Annotated in this window: 15 protein-coding genes; 7 read left to right on the top strand and 8 right to left on the bottom strand. The window is 69.3% G+C overall.

Translation table 11 applies throughout. The features are described 5' to 3' along the window. Positions 1-19: 19 nt before the first annotated feature. From dapB to rpsO, 4 genes are all read right to left on the bottom strand, one after another. Positions 20-787: a 4-hydroxy-tetrahydrodipicolinate reductase gene (gene dapB, locus ABH935_RS14125; protein ID WP_370378321.1), complete on the bottom strand. Its 768-nt coding sequence runs from the start codon at positions 785-787 to the stop codon at positions 20-22. Further along, positions 784-2,103, bottom strand: a complete 1,320-nt coding sequence (locus ABH935_RS14120) for a M16 family metallopeptidase (protein ID WP_370378320.1) — start codon at positions 2,101-2,103, stop codon at positions 784-786. Before ABH935_RS14120 ends, dapB begins: the two co-directional genes overlap by 4 nt. A gap of 5 nt (positions 2,104-2,108) precedes the next feature. Further along, entirely contained in the window at positions 2,109-4,328 is a 2,220-nt protein-coding gene (locus ABH935_RS14115) for a polyribonucleotide nucleotidyltransferase (protein ID WP_370378319.1), read from the bottom strand. Positions 4,329-4,660: 332 nt separating this feature from the next. Beyond that, positions 4,661-4,930, bottom strand: a complete 270-nt coding sequence (rpsO, locus tag ABH935_RS14110) for a 30S ribosomal protein S15 (protein ID WP_194919176.1) — start codon at positions 4,928-4,930, stop codon at positions 4,661-4,663. 139 nt (positions 4,931-5,069) lie between these two features. On the opposite strand from rpsO, the gene ABH935_RS14105 reads away from it, so the two are divergent. The 4 genes from ABH935_RS14105 (at position 5,070) to ABH935_RS14090 (ending at position 9,481) form a co-directional block, all read left to right on the top strand. After that, complete coding sequence (locus tag ABH935_RS14105) at positions 5,070-5,522, top strand: hypothetical protein (RefSeq protein WP_370378318.1); 453 nt, start codon at positions 5,070-5,072, stop codon at positions 5,520-5,522. 86 nt (positions 5,523-5,608) lie between these two features. After that, positions 5,609-6,901 (top strand): hypothetical protein, encoded by a 1,293-nt coding sequence (locus ABH935_RS14100; protein ID WP_370378317.1) that lies wholly within the window; start codon positions 5,609-5,611, stop codon positions 6,899-6,901. Further along, positions 6,832-7,938, top strand: a complete 1,107-nt coding sequence (locus tag ABH935_RS14095; protein ID WP_370378316.1) for a S8 family serine peptidase — start codon at positions 6,832-6,834, stop codon at positions 7,936-7,938. Before ABH935_RS14100 ends, ABH935_RS14095 begins: the two co-directional genes overlap by 70 nt. A 175-nt stretch (positions 7,939-8,113) precedes the next feature. Continuing rightward, on the top strand, positions 8,114-9,481 hold the full coding sequence (locus ABH935_RS14090; RefSeq protein WP_370378315.1) for a hypothetical protein: 1,368 nt from the start codon (positions 8,114-8,116) through the stop codon (positions 9,479-9,481). Between the two features lie 26 nt (positions 9,482-9,507). Here ABH935_RS14090 and ABH935_RS14085 read toward each other — a convergent pair whose 3' ends face one another. Then, positions 9,508-11,499 (bottom strand): EsaB/YukD family protein, encoded by a 1,992-nt coding sequence (locus ABH935_RS14085; RefSeq protein ID WP_370378314.1) that lies wholly within the window; start codon positions 11,497-11,499, stop codon positions 9,508-9,510. 43 nt (positions 11,500-11,542) lie between these two features. On the opposite strand from ABH935_RS14085, the gene eccCa reads away from it, so the two are divergent. Continuing rightward, positions 11,543-15,640, top strand: a complete 4,098-nt coding sequence (gene eccCa / locus ABH935_RS14080; RefSeq protein ID WP_370378313.1) for a type VII secretion protein EccCa — start codon at positions 11,543-11,545, stop codon at positions 15,638-15,640. A 67-nt stretch (positions 15,641-15,707) separates the two neighbouring features. On the opposite strand, the gene ABH935_RS14075 is transcribed toward eccCa, so the two are convergent. The 3 genes from ABH935_RS14075 to eccB all read right to left on the bottom strand — a co-directional run bounded on the left by ABH935_RS14075 (position 15,708) and on the right by eccB (position 18,589). Next, on the bottom strand, positions 15,708-16,757 hold the full coding sequence (locus tag ABH935_RS14075; RefSeq protein ID WP_370378312.1) for a hypothetical protein: 1,050 nt from the start codon (positions 16,755-16,757) through the stop codon (positions 15,708-15,710). Continuing rightward, on the bottom strand, positions 16,754-17,110 hold the full coding sequence (locus ABH935_RS14070; RefSeq protein ID WP_370378311.1) for a PadR family transcriptional regulator: 357 nt from the start codon (positions 17,108-17,110) through the stop codon (positions 16,754-16,756). Before ABH935_RS14070 ends, ABH935_RS14075 begins: the two co-directional genes overlap by 4 nt. 81 nt (positions 17,111-17,191) lie before the next feature. Continuing rightward, positions 17,192-18,589: a type VII secretion protein EccB gene (gene eccB, locus ABH935_RS14065; protein ID WP_370378310.1), complete on the bottom strand. Its 1,398-nt coding sequence runs from the start codon at positions 18,587-18,589 to the stop codon at positions 17,192-17,194. A 20-nt stretch (positions 18,590-18,609) separates the two neighbouring features. On the opposite strand from eccB, the gene ABH935_RS14060 reads away from it, so the two are divergent. Beyond that, entirely contained in the window at positions 18,610-20,028 is a 1,419-nt protein-coding gene (locus ABH935_RS14060; protein ID WP_370378309.1) for a hypothetical protein, read from the top strand. Between the two features lie 55 nt (positions 20,029-20,083). Beyond that, positions 20,084-21,418, top strand: coding sequence for a M20/M25/M40 family metallo-hydrolase (locus ABH935_RS14055; protein ID WP_370378308.1), 1,335 nt, complete (start codon positions 20,084-20,086; stop codon positions 21,416-21,418). The last annotated feature ends 74 nt before the right edge of the window (positions 21,419-21,492 follow it).

Below are 21,492 nucleotides of genomic sequence, written 5' to 3'. Positions count from 1 at the left end.
AAGGGTGCCTATCGGGGTTCTACAGATCCAGCAACGCGTCCAGGCCGACAGTCAGGCCGGCCGGGAGCGTCCCGGTCTTCTTGCAGGCCAGCACCACGCCGGGCATGAACGAGGCGCGGTCCAGCGAGTCGTGGCGGATCGTCAGGGTCTCTCCGACGCTGCCGAGCAGCACTTCCTGGTGCGCGACCAGACCGCGAAGCCGCACCGAGTGCACCGGGATGCTCTCGACCACGGCACCGCGAGCACCGTCCAGACCGGTCTTCGTGGCGTCGGGCATCGGCGCGCTCCCGGCCGCGGCACGGGCCTCGGCGACCAGCTCCGCGGTGCGGGTGGCCGTGCCCGAGGGAGCGTCGACCTTGTCCGGGTGGTGCAGCTCGACGATCTCCACGCTCTCGAAGTACGGCGCCGCCGTCGCCGCGAACCGCATCATCAGCACCGCGCCGATGGAGAAGTTCGGGGCGACCAGGACCCGTACGTCGGTGCCGTGCAGCAGCGCGCGGACCTGGTCCTGCCGGGCCTCGTCGAAGCCGGAGGTGCCGACCACCACGTTGATCCCGTTGCGGACGCAGAACTCGATGTTCTGCACGGTCACGCCGGGGTGCGTGAAGTCGACCGCGACCTCGGCGCCGGCCTCGACCGCGCGCTGCGGGTCGTCGTCGGCGTCGATCTGCGCGACCAGGTCCAGACCCGGCGCGTCCAGCACGGCGCGGCAGACGGCCTGCCCCATCCGGCCGGCCGCGCCGAACACCGCGACCTTCACGACTCCCTGCGCCAGAGCGGCTGTCATCCCAGGGCCCCTTCGAACGATGAAGCGTCTTCGTAGTCGCCGATGACCGCGACCGCCTGCGGCTGCCGCAGGAACTCCTCGGCAACCGTTTTGACGTCCTCCAACGTCACCGACTCCACCCGCTCCAGCAGTTCCTCGATGGTGAGGTGCTCGCCGTAGACGAGTTCGTTCTTGCCGATCCGGGTCATCTGCGACCCGGTGTCCTCCAGCGAGAGCACCGTGGAGCCGCGCACCTGGCCGATGCCGCGGCGCAGCTCCTCCTCGGTGACGCCGCCGTCGGCGACCTTGGCGACCTCGTCGCGGCAGATCTTCAGCACCTCGGTGAAGTTCTCCGGCTGGCAGCCGGCGTAGACGCCGAACATGCCGCAGTCGGCGTGGTGCGTGGAGAAGCTGTAGACCGAGTAGGCCAGGCCGCGCTTCTCGCGGACCTCCTGGAACAGCCGCGAGGACATGCCGCCGCCGAGGACGGTGGACAGGATGCCCAGCGGGTAACGACGGCGGTCGTTGCGGGCCACGCCCGGCACGCCGAGCACGACGTGGGTCTGCTCGGTCGCCTTGGACACCAGGCGCAGGCCGGAGTGCGCGACGCCGCAGTCGCCGCCGATGCGCGGGACGACCGGCTGGCGGTCGGCGTCCCGGACCCCGCGGGCCTGCGCGAACGCGGCGTCCACCAGCGCCACCACGACGTCGTGGTCGAGGTTGCCGGCCGCCGAGACCACCAGGTGGTCGTCGGTGTAGTGGGAGTGGTAGTACTCGGCGATCGCGTCCCTGGTCAGGGCATTGACCGAGGCCACCGAGCCGAGGATCGGCCGGCCCAGCGGCGAGTCGCCGAGCAGGGCGAAGGCGAACTCGTCGTGGATCTGGTCGGCGGGCTCGTCCTCCGTCATCGCCATTTCTTCGAGGATGACGTTGCGCTCGGAGGCCACGTCGTCGGGGCGGATGAGCGCGGAGGTGACCAGATCGCAGATCACGTCGATGGCCAGCGGCAGGTCGGTGTCGAGCACGCGCGCGTAGTAGCACGTGTACTCCTTGGCGGTGAAGGCGTTCATCTCGCCGCCGACCGCGTCCAGGGCCGCCGAGATCTCCAGCGCCGACCGCTTCGCCGTGCCCTTGAAGAGCAGGTGCTCCAGGTAGTGCGTGGCGCCGGACTCCTCGGCGTGCTCGTCGCGCGAGCCGATGCCGGTCCAGATGCCGAACGTCACGGACCGAACAGATGGCATGGTCTCTGTGACCACGCGCAAACCGCCGGGCAGGACGGTACGGCGCACAGTGCCGTTGCCGTTCTGCCCGGCGATCAGGGTCTCGACCGGGTACAAGGCTGTTACTCGGCCTTCGCCTCAGCCTTGGCCTCGGCGCCCTCGCCCTCCGGCAGCACCGGGATCAGCGAGAGCTTGCCGCGGGAGTCGATCTCGGCGATCTCCACCTGCACCTTGTCGCCGACCTTGATCACGTCCTCGACGTTCTCCACCCGCTTGCCGCCGGCCAGCTTCTTCAGCTGGGAGACGTGCAGCAGGCCGTCGCGGCCGGGCATCAGGGAGACGAACGCGCCGAAGGTCGTGGTCTTCACCACGGTCCCCAGGTAGCGCTCGCCGACCTCCGGCATCGTCGGGTTGGCGATCTGGTTGATCGTGGTCCGCGCGGCCTCGGCGGCCGAGCCGTTGGCGGCGCCGATGTAGATCGTGCCGTCGTCCTCGATCGTGATCTCCGCGCCGGTGTCCTCCTGGATCTGGTTGATCATCTTGCCCTTCGGGCCGATGACCTCGCCGATCTTGTCCACCGGGATCTTCACCGAGATGATGCGCGGAGCGAACTCGCTCATCTCGTCCGGGACGTCGATGGCTTCCATCATGACGTCCAGGATGTGCAGGCGGGCGTCCTTGGCCTGCTTCAGGGCGGCGGCCAGCACCGAGGCCGGGATGCCGTCCAGCTTGGTGTCCAGCTGCAGCGCGGTGACGAAGTCCTTGGTGCCGGCGACCTTGAAGTCCATGTCGCCGAAGGCGTCCTCGGCACCGAGGATGTCGGTCAGCGCCACGTACTCCGTCTTGCCGTCGATCTCAGCCGAGACCAGGCCCATCGCGATGCCGGCGACCGGGGCCTTCAGCGGCACGCCGGCGTTCAGCAGGGACATGGTCGAGGCGCAGACCGAGCCCATCGAGGTCGAGCCGTTGGAGCTCAGCGCCTCGGACACCTGGCGGATCGCGTAGGGGAAGTCCTCGCGGGCCGGCAGGACCGGGACGAGCGCGCGCTCGGCGAGGGCGCCGTGGCCGATCTCACGGCGCTTGGGCGAGCCCACGCGGCCGGTCTCACCGGTGGAGTACGGCGGGAAGTTGTAGTTGTGCATGTAGCGCTTGCGCGTCTCGGGGTTCAGCGTGTCCAGCTGCTGCTCCATCCGGAGCATGTTCAGCGTGGTGATGCCCAGGATCTGGGTCTCGCCGCGCTCGAACAGCGCCGAGCCGTGCACCCGGGGCACGACCTCGACCTCGGCGGACAGCGGACGGATGTCCCGCACGCCGCGGCCGTCGATGCGGACCTGGTCGCGGATGATGCGCTCGCGGACCAGCTTCTTGGTCAGCGCGCGGAACGCGCCGCCGATCTCCTTCTCGCGACCCTCGAACTGCTGCGCGAGCTTCTCCACGACCAGCGCCTTGACGCGGTCCAGCTCCTCCTCGCGCTCCTGCTTGCCGGCGATGCTCAGCGCGTTGGCCAGCTCGGTCTTGGCGGTCGCGGTCACGGCCTCCAGGACGTCGTCCTGGTAGTCCAGGAAGCGCGGGAACTCCGCGGTCTCCTTGGCGGCCTGCGAGGCCAGCTCCTGCTGGGCCACGCACAGCGCCTTGATGAACGGCTTGGCGGCCTCCAGGCCGTCGGCGACGACCTCCTCGGTCGGGGCGGTGGAGCCGCCGGCGACCAGGGCCACGGTCTCGCTGGTGGCCTCGGCCTCGACCATCATGATCGCGACGTCGCCGTCGTCGAGCACCCGGCCGGCCACGACCATGTCGAACACGGCGTCGGCGAGCTCGGTGTGGGTCGGGAAGGCGACCCAGCGGTCCTGGATCAGGGCGACGCGCACGCCGCCGATCGGACCGGAGAACGGCAGGCCCGCCAGCTGCGTGGAGGCGGAAGCGGCGTTGATCGCGACGACGTCGTAGAGGTGATCCGGGTTCAGCGCCATGATGGTCGCCACGACCTGCACCTCGTTGCGCAGGCCCTTCGCGAAGGAAGGACGCAGCGGCCGGTCGATGAGCCGGCAGGTGAGGATCGCGTCCTCACTGGGCCGGCCCTCGCGCCGGAAGAACGAGCCGGGGATGCGACCCACGGCGTACATGCGCTCCTCGACATCCACCGTCAGCGGGAAGAAGTCGAGAGAGTCCTTGGGGGACTTCGAGGCGGTGGTCGCCGAAAGGACCATCGTCTCCTCGTCCAGATACGCGACGACGGACCCGGCAGCCTGACGGGCCAGCCGGCCCGTCTCAAAGCGCACGGTGCGCTGGCCGAACGGGCCGTTGTCGATCAAAGCCTCGGTGGTGAAAACACCCTCGGACAAGAGGTACTCCTCAGTTCGTATGCGGCGGACTGAAGAGGACGCGTTTGTCGTGGGCCCACGCCGCCGTGTGGCGGCCCGGTCTTCGATCGAAGCCCCCGGGTGCGTTACCTCCCGAGGGCCACTACCGAAGATCGGCGCCCAACCGGCCACTTCGACGCGAGCCACGTCGCGCAGTGCCTCTTCAGTTCCCTAAAACGTATTGAACTTTTCCGCTACCCACTCTAACCGGAAAAGTCGCCAGCTTGGTCCGGCCCGGCACACAGCGGGTACACGACAGGAGCGGTCCGTGACGAACGGACCGCTCCTGCTCACAGCATGTGGCTGGGAACCGACTAGCGGCGCAGCCCCAGCTTCTCGATCAGCGCACGGTACCGCACGATGTCGGTCTTCTGCAGGTACCCCTGCAGCCGCCGCCGCTGCCCGACCAGCAACAGCAGACCCCGCCGGCTGTGGTGGTCGTGCTTGTGGAACTTCAGGTGCTCAGTGAGCTCGTTGATCCGGTACGTGAGCAGCGCGATCTGCACCTCCGGGGAGCCCGTGTCGCTCGGCCCGGTCCCGTAGTCCTCAACGATCTTCTTCTTCGTAGCTGCGTCCAGGGACACCTGTGACTCCTCGTAAGATTGTGGTCGCTGAGCGCCCCCGGTCGTCTCCACGGGGAACCACACCAACTCGCGGCCGACTGCCAACGGTACCACCCCCGCACCCGCCCCACCGCCACACCCCGGGGAGGCCCCACACCCCATGAGCAGCACCACCCACACCTTCCGCATCAGCCTGGACCACCTATCAGCCCTCCGCAGAGCCCTAGCGGACCTCGAAACCACCCTCGGCACAGCCCACGCCCACCACTGGCCCACCATCGACCCCACCCTCCACACAGGCCCCGCGGCGTGGCGCCTGGAGAAAGGGGACAGCGCCACATATGTATATGGACTGCTGAACGAAGCCAGCCCATTGGGCGACACGCACGCAGACATGGTGCGCCGCCTGGAGGCCTGGTACCACCGCATCCACGAAATGGTCACCGCCATGACGACCTACGCCGACCAGACGCGCGAGAGGTACAGCGCAGCTGATGAGGCGGTCGCGGCTGCCATCTTGCGGGTAGCCGAGGGCGGGGGCGCGGGCGCGGCGCTCGAACATGGCGTCGGTAGGGGCGAGGACGCAGCCGACACGGGCGGAGGCACGCCGTGAGCGAAGGCCAGTTCGCCTACAGCGGCTTCACACTCGACGAGCTACGCAGCCTGGCCTCATCACCACAGGTCGGCACAATGCAGGCAATGCCGCAGTCCTTCCGCGCACTGGCCGACCACGTCGGCGAGGTCGCGGACCTCCTGACCCACGCCCAAGCCGACCTGCCGAACTGGTGGAAGGGGCCGGCCGCCGATCAGGCGGCGGCCACGCTGGGACGCGCCGCGGCGGAGGCACGGGAGTTCCACGGAAGCGCCCTAGCCGCGGCCGCCGCTGTCAGTCGATGCGCCCAGGTCGTCGCCGAACAGCAACATCAGATGATGAACGTGCCTGAAGCGCCAGAACCCGGCGTCACCGATGTGGTGCGACGACCCGCAACGCCGTTCGAAGCCCTTGAAGCTGCGCGGCAGGACGCCAGCTACCAGGCTGCGCACGAGCAGGCCGTACAAGTAGTCAACGGCATCGCCGCTCAGTACGTAGAAACCCGCCGACAGCTTTCAAATATCGGCGCCTTCCGGGCCGAGAATTTTGACTCATCGACGGGAGCCCTGTCGGATCCTAAATCAAACATTGAAGACCCTTTAGGAAGCATCTCGCGCTCGTCAGAGCCCACAGCGACCAGAAGATTCGATTTCGGCAAGACGCAGTATGCACCACCAGGAAAGGCCCGAAACACCGAAACGACCATCTCTACAGGAAGCAGGAATTCAACGAGATCACCCCACCACGCAGTAGGCGAACCCGGATCGAACGTAGAAGATCCGGCAAGTGTAATCCTGTCTTCCCATAGGGCCGCCGACCGCGCAATAGACAATGAAGCCGCCGATCCGGCTCAAACTGATGCTTCGGGCCGGCAAACGGAGTATGGCCCGAGCATAAGCGCCAGCCACGTAGCACTCGGCGACACTAATAACACTCAACCTACAAGCAAAGCCGCTACCCCGGAAGATATTCCCGACGAATATACACCTCCAAGCTACCTTCGGCCTAGTGGAGCTCTAAGCAGACCAGCCGCGAACCACTCGGACTCTGCAGCTCACAACCCACGCGCCTATGCAATTTCGAGAAAGAGTAGCCCCTCTGCATTTTCCCAACGCCAGCCTGAAAACACCGAGAAGATCGAATATGACATCCCGCCAGATGGGAAAATGTCACTTTCGCCTTCTCTCCAGGCGACACATGAAATGCAGTCCGACGCTTTAGGCAGTGAAAACTCCGCAATAATTCCTCAATATAGCGGCGTGGGCGCCGGACACCGCTCCGACAAGGAGCGCAATCCCCGTCCCGCCTACCTCAAAGAACGAAAGAGTGTATGGCAACCCGATACAGTCGCAGCACCCGCAGATGGCATCCTCACACCAGACTGGTTCGAGCATCAGTAGCCTTCGGCCTCGCTGTGGTAACAACTAGCTTGGCGCACGCGTCAATCGACCGCCAATGGGCCCTTCGCTACCTTCACGCCGATGAGATTTGGCAAACCACGCGTGGCGCTGGCACAGAAGTAGCAATCATTGATACTGGGGTACAGCCGGATGCGGACCTCTCAACAAATCTTTTGCACGGAGCAGACTTCTCGAACACAACCGGCGCCAACATTGGCGATGGCCAAACCGATGTAGATGCATATGGCCACGGCACCGGTGAAGCTACGTTAATCGGCGGATCCGGCCTAAGAACGCTCGGGCTAGCTCCGGCCTCAAGTATTCTTCCAGTAAGAGCCTCCGACGGGACTAGCGCCGTACTGGTGTTTGGGATTATCCCGGCACTCAAATATGCCGTCTCTCACGGATCGCGCGTAATCAACCTTGCGCTCACCCTCGACTTAGATGACCCCGATATTCATCGCGCTGTTGAGGATGCGCTCGACCATGATGTCGTGGTTGTCGCGGCCGTTGGGAACGATGGCACTTCGCAGCAGTACTACCCGGCGGCGTGGCCTGGGGTGGTTGGGGTGGGGGCGATTGATAGTTCGGGGGCGGTGTGGGGTCAGTCGAATAGTGGGGCTGATGTGGCTTTGGTGGCGCCTGGGGTTCATATTTTGCGGGATGATAATCAGGGGCGGGTGGGGTATTCCGATGGGACGTCGGAGGCTACTGCTTATGTTTCTGCTGCGGCTGCTTTGGTGCGGAGTGCGCATCCTCGGTGGAGCGCTGGGCAGGTGGTTGCGGCTTTGGAGAGTACGGCTGACAAGCCTGCTGCTATGCGGGGGGCTGCTCGGGATGACCGGTATGGGGCGGGGATTTTGGATGTGTTGGCGGCTGTTCGGCTTGCGGAGCCGCCGGCGGTTGGGGGGTTGGCTGGTGCGCCTGCGCGCGGGGGTGGTGGTGGGTTGGGGTGGGTGTGGTGGGTTGTTGGTGGGGGTGCGGCGGGTGTTTGTCTGATCTTCTTGGGGGCGTGGAGGTGGGTGCGGCGGGCCTGAATGGGTCGCTGGTGGGTGGTGGGGTGTGGTGCGTTGTCTCGGACCGCTGGTGCGTTATGCGCCGCTTATATGAGTTATGCGAAATGGTCACTTTGCCCGCCATAGACCACTTCCATCAGCTAACGTAGATCGTGTCAGAACAGGCGTGCGGGGAACACGTCGAAGGGACACGACGATGGTCGACCCGCTGAGCCAGCTCACTGATGCGACGACCTGCCTCGCCGCGCTTGATCCGCTCGCTTATGACACCGATGGCAGCCTTGCGGTCGCGCGGGCTGCGGAGCAAGTCTCGCGCGCCGCGGACGGGGTGCTCGTGCGATGTGTGCGGACGTGGCACGACCGGGGTGATCCGGTGCAGACGCCGGAGACCACGCGGGAGGAGTTGTCGTGGCGCGCCACGGATGCCGCGCGCAAGGCCCTGATCGTTGATCTGGGGCGGACGCGGGGGGATGCGGGGCGGCTGATCGCCACGGTCAAGGCTCTGCGGAAGGATCCGCCGACTGAGGAGGCGTTGCGGACCGGGGACATCTCCGCGCCGCAGGCCCGGATCATTGCTGAGGCGCTTGCCGCGCTGGCGCATCAGCCGGATGAGGTCGTCGACCAGGTTCGCAAGGCGCTGATCGCCAGAGCGATGGCGGAGGGGGCTGAGAGCCTGCGGGAGCATGCGGAGGACGCTGCTCATCGCGTGGCGCCGACGACGGTGCTCAACCGGGCACGGGCCGCGGAGGCCAAGCGCGGATTCCATATGACTCCTGTACTCGACGGCTATGTGCCTGGCGGGTGGCTCTCCACTACTGGTGGCGATGCGCTGCTGACGGCGCTGGATTCGCTCGCTGACCAGCGCTCCGAGGATGGGGAACGGACCGACGACGGGGGCGATGAGCTTGGCAGGGCGCGGGCTGATGCGCTCGTGCAGCTGGCCGAGGATCGGCTTCGCACCGGAGACCTACCGCAGCGGCACAACGGCCCGACGACGATGACCATCGTCATGCGGGCTGACACCGCTCAGGCGCTACCGGGGGCGCCAGCTGCGCGGACGGGGCGCGGGAGGGCCGTGCCTGCGGCGGAGGCCCACATGTTGCGGTGTGAGGCCGCACTGCGGGCCGTCCTGGTGGACGGCGACGGCGAGATCCTGTGGCAAGGGCGCAAGCGTCGGCTGGCGACACGTGCTCAGTACGAGGCCATGGCGGTACGCGACGGAGGTTGTACAGCGCCGGGGTGCGGGAAGCCGCCACGGGAGTGCGACGCGCACCACGACATTCCGTGGACCGCGGGCGGTCACACTGACGTCGACCAGATGCGCCTGCTGTGCCGCCGGCATCATCGCGAGCTGCACGACGAGCTCTGGCAGCGCCAGCACGGCTGGCAGGAGGCGGAGATCAGGGCACGCAACGAGAAGCGCCGCTTCCAGCAGCCTCGCGCTCCCTGGTACACCGATACGCCCGCCTGGTATCCGGGGCCGAGTCCATGGCGGCCCGAGGGGTCGGAAGACGCAGCGCCAGAAGGTGCCGCGCTGGAGGCCGTCAGGGGTGAGGTGCGATGACCGGGGTCATCCAGCGGATGTGGCAGTCAGCCCTTCAGGTTGCGCACCTGGCCGTACACACCGAGTACGGCCATCAGCACCGGCAGCACCGCGAGGAAGATGACGCTCTCGACCATGTCAACGGCGCGAGCCCAGCGCGGCGGCATGATCGGCTCGGACGTGCCGCGACGGGGACGGATCGAGGCCAGACCGAGGGCCAGGAGCGCGACCACCACCAGGAGCGGCGCGAGCCAGACCGCCCGGAGGTTCGGTTCGGCGTTCCGGGCCATCGCGCCGAAGGCGATCACCAGACCGGTCAGGCCGCTGATGGCCACGGCGAGGACCTGGGCGCGTTCGCGGAACAGGCGAGCGCGGCAGAGCATGACGCCGGAGACAAGGATCGCGAGCGCCTGCTCCCACACCGTGTGCGGGCCGTCAGGCGCGGTCTGCATGGCGTCGATCGGGATGACGAGGAGGGCGACGCAGAGCACGAGCAACGTGCCGACTCCCGCCGTGAGGCCGGTCAGTACATCCAGGGTACGGGCGACGCGCAGGCCGACCACATAGTTGTTGACCGGCGAGCCCTCGAAGTCGCCGGGTTCGACGCCGCTGGTCGGCGGCTCGATGACGAAGCGAGCGGCGGCCATGGCGGCGAACGGCAGGAGCTCGACAGCCAGCGCGCAGACCGCGACGACGATCGCGACGCCAGCCGCCGGGCTGGCCTTGGTCAGCAGCAGCCCGACGCCGGCGCAGGTGGCGGCCAATCCCACGGCCGCGCCTGCCACCGGCACCGCGATCCGGCGGCCGAGGCCGATGATCGCGACGAGCGCCACGACGAGGACGGCAGCAGCGCCGGCCGTGAAGTGGACGCGGCCGAGGCCGTGTCCGGCGGCGAGGTGAGTGGGGAGCAGCCCGGTACCTGCGATGAAGGCGTAAGGGAGCGACGTCGCCGACAGCACGGCCGCCGCGGTGTAGTCACGCTGCTGCTGCGCGCCGGTCGCCCAGGCCATCGCCTCAGCGACGGTGGGCCACGCCGCGAGGCTGCCGAGACCGCCGTCGCGGACGCTGTTCGCGGCCCGGGTGGCGGTGGCCGCGCTGACGGTGCGGGTCGCGATGCGGCGGGTGTCCGGTCCCTCGGAGGCGAAGGACGCGAGGTCGAAGCTGGTGGTCGTGTCGGTGGTGTCAGAGTCCGGTTCGTCGTCCGGGTAGCCGTAGCCGGCGCCTTGGGACTGGTCGTCATAGGCGCCCGACCGTGGCTTCGGAGTGTGCCGAAGCTCGGTGTCGCCGCGTGGTGGACCGAAGCTCGACGTCGGCGCGTGGCCCGGATCGGCGTCGCGATGATTCACTCGATCGTGTCTGTCGCGCAGTCGACCGCGGCCACCGAATCCGCGGGGCCCGCCTCGGAAACCGTGCGGAGGCCTGGGATCAGCGGTCGATCCCGCAGCGTCTCCGTACCCGTAGTAGCTCCCGCGACCGACAGCGGACGGGTCGTACCGCGCCCGCCAGATCGCCGCCCCGAGCAGCAAGAAGCTGATCGCGCCCGCGATCAAGCCCTTCCAGTCGTGGAACGTCCCGGTGTTGGAGAACCAGAGCACTACCGCGCCGAGCGTGGAGGCGACGGCGACCACCGCCAGCGACGTCGCGCGCAAGGCCGTCGTGCTCCACTGCGAGCCGCCGGCGATGACCGCTTCGGCGACGACGTCCGCGATGTCGTCGTGGACTGCGGCCTCGGGGACGTCGCCGATCGGGTGCAGACGGAGGACGGCGCCGTGGAGCACGCCTTGTTCGGTCAGCGAGGCCGCGGTGTCCAGCGCTTCGCCGTCGGCGCCGGTGAGGACGTAGCCGGTCAGGGCCGCCGCGATGGCGCCCGGGGTCGGAAGCGGGTCGCCCACCAGCCGGAGGAGTTCCGGAAGCAGCTCGGCGACCGGGACGTCCTCCGGAAGGGCCACGTCGACGCGGCGGGTGGGCGCGACGACGGTGACACGGCAGTGGCCGCCGGTCACGCTGGGCCGGCCGGCGACCCCGGAACCTGCAGTCATGCCGTAATGGTAGCCAGCCGGTCACTGCGAATACCCTTCACGAGTGAGCACGACCTCTGTCAAACGCGGACCGCGTCGTCCGTCGCCGGAAATGCCGAGCGGCACCGTGGTCCTGCACCCGCCGCCGGAGGTGCCGCGCGGTGGCGGGGATGGACACTGGGCTCTGAACCTGCTGCCGATGGTGGCCGGCCTGGGTTCGGTCGTGTTCTTCTTCGTGCCGGGTGCCAATGCCCTGATGATGATCGTCGGGGGTCTGACGTTCGCCTCCAGCCTGGTGTTCGGAGCGGTGACGGCGGTCCGGCAGCGAAGCGGGGGCAAGGGCAGGCTCGTCGACGCGCGTCGCGACTACCTGAGGCATCTCGCGAACGTCCGCTCCGAGGTGACGGCCGCGGCGCGGGCCCAGAAGGTGGCGACGCGCTATGCGAATCCGGACCCGGACACGTTGTGGAGCCTGGTCGCGCTGCGCGAACGGCTCTGGGAACGACGGCAGTCCGACCCCGACTTCCTGACGGTGCGGATCGGCCGGGGCGCCGCACAGCTCGCGACGCACCTGGTGCCGCCGGAGACCGCCCCGATGCAGGAGCTGGAGCCGATGTGCGCGGACGCCTTGCGGCGCCTGCTCGCCGTCCACGGGACGCTGCCCGATCAGCCGGTGGCGATCCCGCTCCGCTCGATCGCACGCCTCGTGGTGAGCGGCGCGCCGGGCCCGTCGGCGGTGTGCGCGCTGCTGGCGCAGCTCGTGACGTTCCACTCCCCCGACGACCTCAAGATCTGCGTGGTCGCGGACAGCGACCGGATCCAGCGCTGGGACTGGTTGAAGTGGCTCCCGCACGTCGAGCACCCGAGCGCGCTCGATGCCGCCGGGCCGCAGCGGATGATCTACGACGACGACACGGACGCCGAGACGGGACTCGCGGAACTGCTGGCCGAGCGGCCACGGTTCACGCCGATCGTCTCGCTGATCGACCGGCCGCACGTGATCGTCATCTTCGACACCACCTCGGCGACATCATCGGACTCGTATACATCTGCTTCCGCGTCCTCTTCTTCGATGGGAGCAAGTTCGCCGACGGCATCGGCGGCATCGTCCGCGCCGTCCGCGCCGTTGATCTCCGACGCCGGCTTGCTCGGCGTGACGATCGTGGAGATCGACGCCGAGCCGCAGACCCCGCGCCCGAAGCGACACCAGATGGGCCTGCACATCGCGAACGACCGGACCGCGAGGGTCGAACTTCCAGACGGCCGGTCCGGTTCCGACGACCGTGCCTTCCCGATCCGGATCGACACCCTGTCTCTGGCGCAGGCCGAAGCGCTGGCCCGCCAGCTGGCTCCGTTGCGCCTGTCGGCGGGAGGCGGAGACGAGCCGCTGTTGTCGGCGCTGGACTTCACCGACCTGCTCGGGATCGAGGATGCGGCCGAGATCTATGCGCCGAGCTTGTGGCAGCGTGGCTCAGCCTCACCACACGACCGGCTGCGCGTGCCGATCGGAGTCGGCGAGGACGGCCAGCCTGTCGTGCTGGACCTGAAGGAGGCCGCGCTCGGCGGAATGGGCCCGCATGGCTTGTGCGTGGGAGCGACCGGCTCGGGAAAGTCCGAGCTCTTGAGAAGCCTGGTCGCCGCCTTGGCCCTGACGCACTCAAGCGAGCAGGTGAACTTCATCCTGGCCGACTTCAAGGGCGGGGCGACGTTCGCCGGGTTGGCAGCGCTGCCGCACGTGGCAGCGGTGATCACCAACCTCGCGGACGACCTGACGCTCGTCGACCGGATGCGCGACGCGCTGACCGGCGAACTGAACCGCCGCCAGGAGTTGCTGAAGCGCGCCGGGAACATGAAGAACGTCCACGACTACGAGAAAGCACGCGCGGGCAACGCGGAGCTGATGGCACTGCCGTCGCTGCTGGTGGTCGTTGACGAGTTCTCCGAGCTGCTCACCGCGCGGCCGGAGTTCATCGAGATGTTCCTCCAGATCGGCCGCATCGGGCGATCGCTCGGCGTCCATCTCCTACTGGCCTCACAACGATTGGAGGAGGGACGGCTGCGGGGACTGGACACGTTCCTGTCCTACCGGCTGGGGTTGAAGACGTTCTCAGCCGCTGAGTCGCGAGCCGTGCTCGGCGTATCCGACGCGCACAGCCTGCCGAGCGTGCCCGGCTCTGGATATCTGAAGTTCGACAACGAGACGATGACCCGCTTTAAGGCCGCCTATGTATCGGGGCCTTATGGCAAGGACAAGGCCATCGCGGTCCCGGCGGCGCGCAGCCCGCTCCACCGGCGGCCGGTCTGGTTCACCGCGCTGCATCAGGCGCCGGTCGTGGCGTTGCGCGCCGACGTGGCCGAACCGGACCCGAGCGATACATCGGCGGTCGCGCAGGAGGCGGTCGCCGAGTACCAGAAGTCGTCCGCGACGGTGCTCGACGTGATCGTCGACCGGCTGACGGGCTTCGGTCCGGCGGCGCACCAGGTGTGGCTGCCGCCGCTGGCCGAGTCGCCGACGGTGGACGAGCTGCTGCCCGGCATCATGGTCACCGCGGACCGGGGGCTCTCGGCGACGCGCTGGCGCGGGAACGGCCAGCTGCGGGTACCGGTCGGCATCGTCGACCGGCCTGCCGAGCAGCGTCAGGACCCACAGGTGCTGGACCTGTCCGGAGCCGGCGGGCACGTGCTGGTGGCCGGCGGGCCGAGGTCGGGGAAGTCGACGACGCTGCGGACGTTGATGTTCGCACTCGCGGTGACCCACACGCCGGCCGAGGCGCGCTTCCTGGTCGTGGACCTCGGAGGCGGGACACTCGCGCCGCTGGGCCGGATGCCGCACGTCTCGGCGATCGCGGGCCGGGCCAATCCCGATCTGGTGCGGCGGATGGTCGCCGAGGCGATCGGGGTGCTCGACCGGCGCGAGGCCGCAGGCGGGACGGCGGCCGGGCCGGACCAGGGGCAGGTGTTCCTGGTCATCGACGGCTGGTCGGCGTTCCGGGACGAGTTCGAGGCGTTGGAGCAGGACGTCGTGGACATCGCACGGCGAGGGCTCGGGTTCGGCGTACACCTGCTGGCGTCCACCGGGCGGTGGGCGGATGTGCGGGCGCAACTGAAGGACGCCGTCGGGACGCGGTTGGAGCTGCGGCTCGGCGATCCGATGGAGTCCGAGATGGACCGGCGGGCCGCGGCCGAGGTGCCGCAGGGCGTGCCTGGGCGGGGCGTGACGCGTCAGAAGCTGCACACGCTCGGGGCGGTCACGGACGAGCCGGCGGAGGAGTTGGCCTCGGCGATCGCGAGAGCGTGGCAAGGACCGCCGGCGCCGCGGGTGCGGATGTTGCCGTCGCAGGTTGCTTATGGCGAGCTGGTCTCGCATCGGCGGGTAGACGCACGGCCTGGTGCAAGCGTCGTCATCGGGATCGAGGAGGTTCGGCTGCTGCCGGTGGCGCTGGATTTCGAGGCCGAGCCGCATTTCGTGGTGTTCGGTGAAGGCGAGGCTGGGAAGTCGAACTTCCTTCGGCTGCTGGCCACGGGGTTGGTCGAGGAGGTCGCGGCAGGGCGGCTGGAAGCGCGGTTCATGGTCATCGACTACCGCAGGAGCCTGATGGGGGTGGTACCGGAGGAGTTCAGCGCCGGGTACGCCGTCGCCGGGCCTGCCGCGCTGTCGATGATGTCGCAGCTGGCGGAGGCTTTGCGGGACCGGTTGCCGGGGCCGGAGGTGACGGCGGAGCAGCTGCGGACGCGGAGTTGGCGGACCGGGAAGGACGTGTACGTGTTCGTCGACGACTACGACCTGGTGGCGTCTCCGACGGCGAATCCGTTGGCGCCGCTGGTGGAGTTGCTGCCGTATGCGCGGGATGTGGGGCTGCACGTGGTGATCGCGCGGCAGAGTGGCGGCGCCGGGCGGGCGATGTTCGATCCGGTGTTGCAGAAGCTGCGGGACTTGAACACGGCGGGGCTGTTGTTGTCGGGCGACCGGGATGAGGGGCCGCTGGTGGGAGCCGCGCGGCCGAGTCGGCAACCGGTCGGGCGGGGGCAGTTGGTGCGGCGACGGGGTGGGGCGGTGCTGGTGCAGACCGCTTTGGTGCCGGAGCCGCGGTGGGATGAGGACGACAGCGGGCCGGGCGCGGACGTGTTGGAAGGCAGTCGGACTGGCCCTGCGGCGGACTAGGACGAAGTTCAGCCCGACACGGCCGAGGCTGTGTCGGGCTGAACTGTTTCGGTGCTGAGGCTCGGGGTCAGGGGGCTGAGGCGCTCGACGACGGCTGGGCCGGCGAGGAGACGGGGCTGACGTATCCGGATTCGGGTACCGGGCCGCCGGTGTCGGCGGGTGTGGGAGACGCGTGGCCGCCGCCGGCGCTGCTGGCGTTGGTCGCGACCAGCAGGCCCGTGACTGCCAGCAGGCCGGCGGCACCGACGCCGGCGATGATGGCCAGGGATGCGCGGGATGCCGAGGGTCCGGGGCGCAGGCGTGCGCGGTTGACTAGGTACACGCTGGTCGCGGCCGGAGCGGCGAGGATGAGGGCGACGGTGGTCGCGGTCAGCCAGCCGGGCGGGTCCCAGCCGGTGTGGCTGGTGACGCAGTGGCCCAGGCCGTCGCAGTTGGTGTAGGCACTGGAGTGCGCGGCGGCGAAGGTGAGGAGGCCGCCGGCGATGCCGCCGGGGAGGATGAGGGTGCCGATCAGCTTCTCAAGGCGGGACCAGCGCGGGGAGGTCCAGAGAAGGACGGCGCCGATGAACCAGCCGATGCCTGCGAGGAAGCCGCCAAGTAGGAGGAGGGCGACTGCGCAGACGTCGAGGGTGCCGAGGGGATAGGGCGGGCCTTGGAGCGCTGGTTGCGCCGCGAGAGCGGGGAGCGCGGGCGCCTGCGATGGGTAGTCCGCGAGGGCTGCGGCGACGATTTCGCTGGGGTCGCCGAGCGCGGCGAGGATCGCGCGGACTTGGGTGAGCTCGTCGGCGGGCGCAGCAGCGCCGCTGGGAGCCACAACATCGCTGGCAGAACCTGCTTCGCCAGCGGAACCGCTGACGTCCAGACCAGCATCGCCAGCGCTCAAACCAGCCGCGCCGCCGTCGGGACCAACGCTGTCCGCCCCGTAACCCGCACCAACCCCCTCGCTCCCCCGAGCTTCGCCGCCGCGCGCCTCCTCCCGTAGCTCGGCGAGTGCGACCTCGATGTGGCTGCGCACGTCCTCCAGGAGTTCGGTGCGGGCGTGCCAGGGGAGGCGGGCCGCCTCGCGTTCGAGGTCGGTCAGGTAGGCGGTGATCAGTTCGTCTGTGGCCGTGCTCATTCCCCCACGCTCCCGTCTTGGGAAAGGAAGTACTCGACGCCGTCGCGGAAGCGGCTCCACTCGGCGGTGAACTCGTTCAGGGCCTTCACGCCGTCCGGGGTCAGGCGGTAGTAGCGGCGGGGTGGGCCGGTGGGTGATTCCTGCCAGGCGGTTTCGACCAGGTGGTCTTTGCGGAGGCGGGACAGCAGGGGGTAGATCGTGCCTTCGCTGGTGACCAGGGCGTCGACTTCGCCGAGTTCGCGCAGGAGTTCCACGCCGTAGCGTTCGCCGTCGCGGAGGAGGGCCATGACGCAGAATTCGAGGACGCCCCGCCGCATCTGGCTCACCGCCTTCGCTGCACTGCCAGGTTCCATGCGTCACAAGGTACTCGGTGTCGCAGGGGTCGACAACCCGTTCGGGGACGAGTGAAGAGCAGAGGGAGGCGACAGGGGAGGTCAGGGTGCGGGTTCGGCGGGCTGACCGGCCTTGACCGGGTCCAGCGGCGGCCCCAGAGGCACCAGCCGCAGCCACTCCGGCGGCACCTCCGACGAGGCGATCCCGTCGTACCCCAGCCGCTGCGCCGCCGCACCGACCAGCTCGTACCGCAGGCCGCTGTCCGTCACCAGGTAGTCGGGCGCCGTCGCGGGATCGCTGCCGGACTCGCGCACGATCGTCCCGTGCCCGGACCGCACCACCACCATCTCCCCGCCCGCGCCCAGGGACTGCGGCAGCGAAGACCGCACCGCCACCGCCATGTGCGCACGTCCCTGCTGGTCGAAGACCCCGGAGAAGGTCGCGCACACGACCGCGGCCGCGCCGACGGCACTCTGCGAAACCACCGAGAAGTGCGGCGGCACGGCCGGCCACGACAGTGTCTGCGAGGCCGCCGTCGTCACCATCATGTCCGGCGTCACCTTGTCCGACGTCAGCGTCGTCTCGGTGAACTTGTACTCCGCCAGCCGCGGGTCGCGCCGGTAGAGGTCGTACATCGTCGGCGTCACCGCCGCGATGCCGTCGCCGGTCACCAGGTAGTACGCCGACACCGCGCCGCCGGGGCCGAGAATCCGGCCGAACATGCCGATCCGGTTGAAGTTCGGGGGTGCGGGGCGCGGGTCGGGGCCGCCGTAGCGGCCGGAGATGGTCGGGATGCCCAGGACGTCGCCCGCCGACAGGCCACCCAGCCAGGCCGACGGGACCCGCCGCGGCTTCACCGAGGAGGTGCCGAAGGCCGCCGCGACCGACGCCCGGTCGCCGACCCGGTACTTCAGACCGTCCTCGATCACCCACTGCTCGCCGGACTCGTCCTGGACCAGTAGTGCCTCAGGGTCCGCCATCACGCCCGGCGCGGTCGGGCCGCCGACCGGGAAGCCGATCTCGACCGCCGTCTTGCCGGCCGGCGTCACGCAGGCCGTCCAGTCCTTCAGGTCCAGGTCGCCGACGGCCGGCACGGAGCTCGGCGCCTTCGGCAGCCCGACCGCCGGTCCGACGTGCTGCAGGTAGGGCGCCAACTGCGACGGCTTCGGCTGCGAGACCTTCGGCTGCGGGCCCAGCACCAGCTGCGCCGAGGTGGAGTTCAGCACCGGATGCAGCCGGCCGTTGAGCATCACGTACTGCGTGCCGGTCCCGTCGGCGATCAGGTCCTTCTGCCACGCGACCTTCGCCCGGGGATGCAGATACCCGACGACGCCGGCCGTCCCCAGCGCGACCACGACCACGATCGCCGCGACGAACAGCGTCCGGAACGGCCGCGGCACCCCCTCGCCGACCCCGCCCGCGCTCGGCCGCAACAGCGCCCCGACAACCCGGCGCCGCGAGAACTCGGCGGCGGTCAGCTGCTCCTTTCGCGTCGCCATTCCCCGTACGATACGTCCTCATGCGGACCTTCGCAGGCATGGGTCTGGTGCTGGCGGCCGAAGTCGCGGCGGCGGGCGGCCTGGCCGCCGCCCGGCGCCTGCGGACCCGCCGTAAGCAGCCGGTTGCCGCGGCCGCCGACACCACCGCGGTGGCGTTGAGACTCGGCCGCGCGAGCGTCGCAGAGCAAGAAGATCAAGACCCGGATAAAGGGCGGGACACGGGCTCCAAGACGCCCATCCCCGATCACGTCAGCGCGGTCCTGGAGATCGAGCCGCTGGACGCCGTCCTGCCCTCGGCCGACCCGCCGAGCCCGATCCCGTCGCACATCCTGACCGGCCTGCGCGCCGACCCGCTGCTCGGACTGGCCGACGTCCGCCTGGTCCAGCACGTCCAGCCGACCGGCGCCGGACTCCCGGAGCGCTCGCAGGCCGGCGCGTCGTACCAGAACCTCAACCAGGACATCGCCCGCCGCCTGGGCATCGACCCGATCCCGGCCGCGTGCCTGACCTGGCTGGCCTTCCGCCTGGAGCTGCCCGGCAGCCGCCGCCACACGCTCGCCGCACGCGCCGCGGGTCCCATCCTGGCGCGCGGCGGCGGCATCATCGGAGCGCAGCGGACGCTCGACAAGGCGGCCCGCGCCGCGTCGGCGAAGCTGGCCCTCGCCGGCTACCGCACCATCACGCTCGCGGACGACGACTACCAGCCCGGCTTCCGCAGCGACCTGGCCGAGACACACGAACACGAGACACCCGAAAAGGTGAACGAGGACACCGACCGAGACGCCAAGAACGCTAAGAACACCAAGAAGGCCACAGCGACCCCCGGCGGCGTTCTGATCGGCGTCGACCCGGCGCACCGCCCGGTGACCCTAGGCCTCTTCCGCCGCACGACCCTGAGCGCCGCAGTCGTCGGCAGCCTGCACCTGGCCCAGATACTGGCTCTCCGCTGTGCCGCGGTCGGTGCCCGGGTGATCGTCGAAACCGCCCGCCAGGACGAGTGGGACCCGGTCCTCCTCCATTCCGGGCTCGACGCGGCGCGCCTGACCGTGCGACCGGTGGGTCGCCCGGTCGGCAATCCCGGATGGCCCGCGCCGAGCATGGCCAACCCGCTGCTCGTCCTGCGCGACTGCGGCGCCCGGCCGCCCTACGCGACGGTGCCGCGCGGGCCGTGGACCGCGATCGTCACCCTGCTCCCCTACTTCGATCCGCGCACCGCCGGCTATCTGCGTGACGCCGATCTGGTGGGCCTGCAACGGATGCCCCGCGAGGAGGCGGCGATAGCGCGGCACCTGTTGGCCCTGCCCGACAAGGACACCGCCGCGCTGCCGGACCTGCCCGATCCGATGGTCCTGTGGCGTTCCCGGAAGCGGACCGTGCGCTTCTGCGAGCTGGCCTCGACGGCGTGGGAGGAAGCTTTCCTCGGCGAGCCGGTGCGCTGAAAGCAGCCCTCTCCGGCCCGGCCCCAGCGAAGATCCGGCAGCGTAGGGTTGGAGCATGACGAGCACCGCGGACCCCGAAGAAGTCCCCTACGGCGAGGTCGTCGGCTTCCTGCGCGACCTCATCCGGATCGACACGTCGAACCCGGTCAAGCCCGAGCGCCCGGCGGCCGAATACGTGGCCGAGAAGCTCGCCGAGGCCGGCCTGGAACCCCAGATCTTCGAGTCCGAGCCGGGCCGGGCCAGTGTGGTGGCCCGGATCGAGGGCTCCGACCCGAGCGCCGACGCGCTGCTGCTGCACGGGCACCTGGACGTGGTGCCCGCCGACCCCGCCGACTGGACCTTCGACCCGTTCGCCGCCGAGGTGCGCGACGGCATGGTGTGGGGCCGTGGCGCGGTCGACATGAAGGACATGGACGCGATGATGCTCGCCGTCACGCGCCGCATGCTCCGCGAGGGCCGCAAGCCGCGCCGCGACGTCGTGCTGGCCTTCCTGGCCGACGAGGAGGCCGGCGGCAACTACGGCGCCAAGTTCCTGGCCAAGGAACACCCCGACCTGTTCGACGGCGTCTCCGAGGCGGTCAGCGAGGTCGGCGGCTACTCCTACGAGGTCTCCCCGGAGCTGCGCTTCTACCTCATCGAGACCGCGCAGAAGGGCCTGGCGTGGATGCGCCTGCAGGCCCGCGGGCAGGCCGGCCACGGCTCGATGATCAACGACGACAACGCGGTCACCGCGCTGGCCGAGGCCGTGGCCCGGATCGGCCGCCACGACTGGCCGGTGACCCTGACCCCGACCGTCACCACCTTCCTCACCGAGGTCACCGAGGCGCTCGGCGTCGACTTCGACCCGAAGGACCCGGCCTCGGCACGGGCCGCGGTGGCGAAGATCGGCCCGCTGGCCCGGTTCATCGGCGCCACCCTCCAGCACACCGCGAACCCGACCAAGCTGGAGGCCGGGTACAAGGTGAACGTGATCCCGGAGCGGGCCTTCGCCGAGATCGACGGCCGGTTCCTGCCGGGGCTGGAGCAGGAGTACTTCGCCGAGATCGACAAGCTGCTCGGCCCGGACGTCACCCGCGAGTTCTCGCACTACGACATCGCGCTGGAGGCACCGTTCGAAGTGCCGCTGGTGGAAAAGATGATGGCCTCGCTGCAGGCCGAGGACCCGGCGGCACGGATCGTCCCCTACTGCCTGTCGGCCGGCACCGACAACAAGACGTTCGGCGTGATGGACATGGGCCGGGGCGTGATCCGCGGCTACGGGTTCGTGCCGCTGAAGCTGGACCCGAGCCTGGACTTCGCGGCCATGTTTCACGGCGTGGACGAGCGGGTGCCGCTGGACGCCCTGGAGTTCGGCAGCAAAGTGCTCGACCGGTTCCTGACAGTAGCCTGATTCCCGTGAAACATTGACCGATGACCGACCGAAGGCCCGGCCCCGTAACGCGATTCGGGGCCGGGCCTTCGCTG

Origin of the sequence: Catenulispora sp. GAS73, from assembly GCF_041262085.1 — a bacterium.
Classification (GTDB): domain Bacteria; phylum Actinomycetota; class Actinomycetes; order Streptomycetales; family Catenulisporaceae; genus Catenulispora.
The sequence above is the reverse complement of the archived record's forward strand: the minus strand, read 5'-3'. Positions and strand labels throughout refer to the sequence as shown.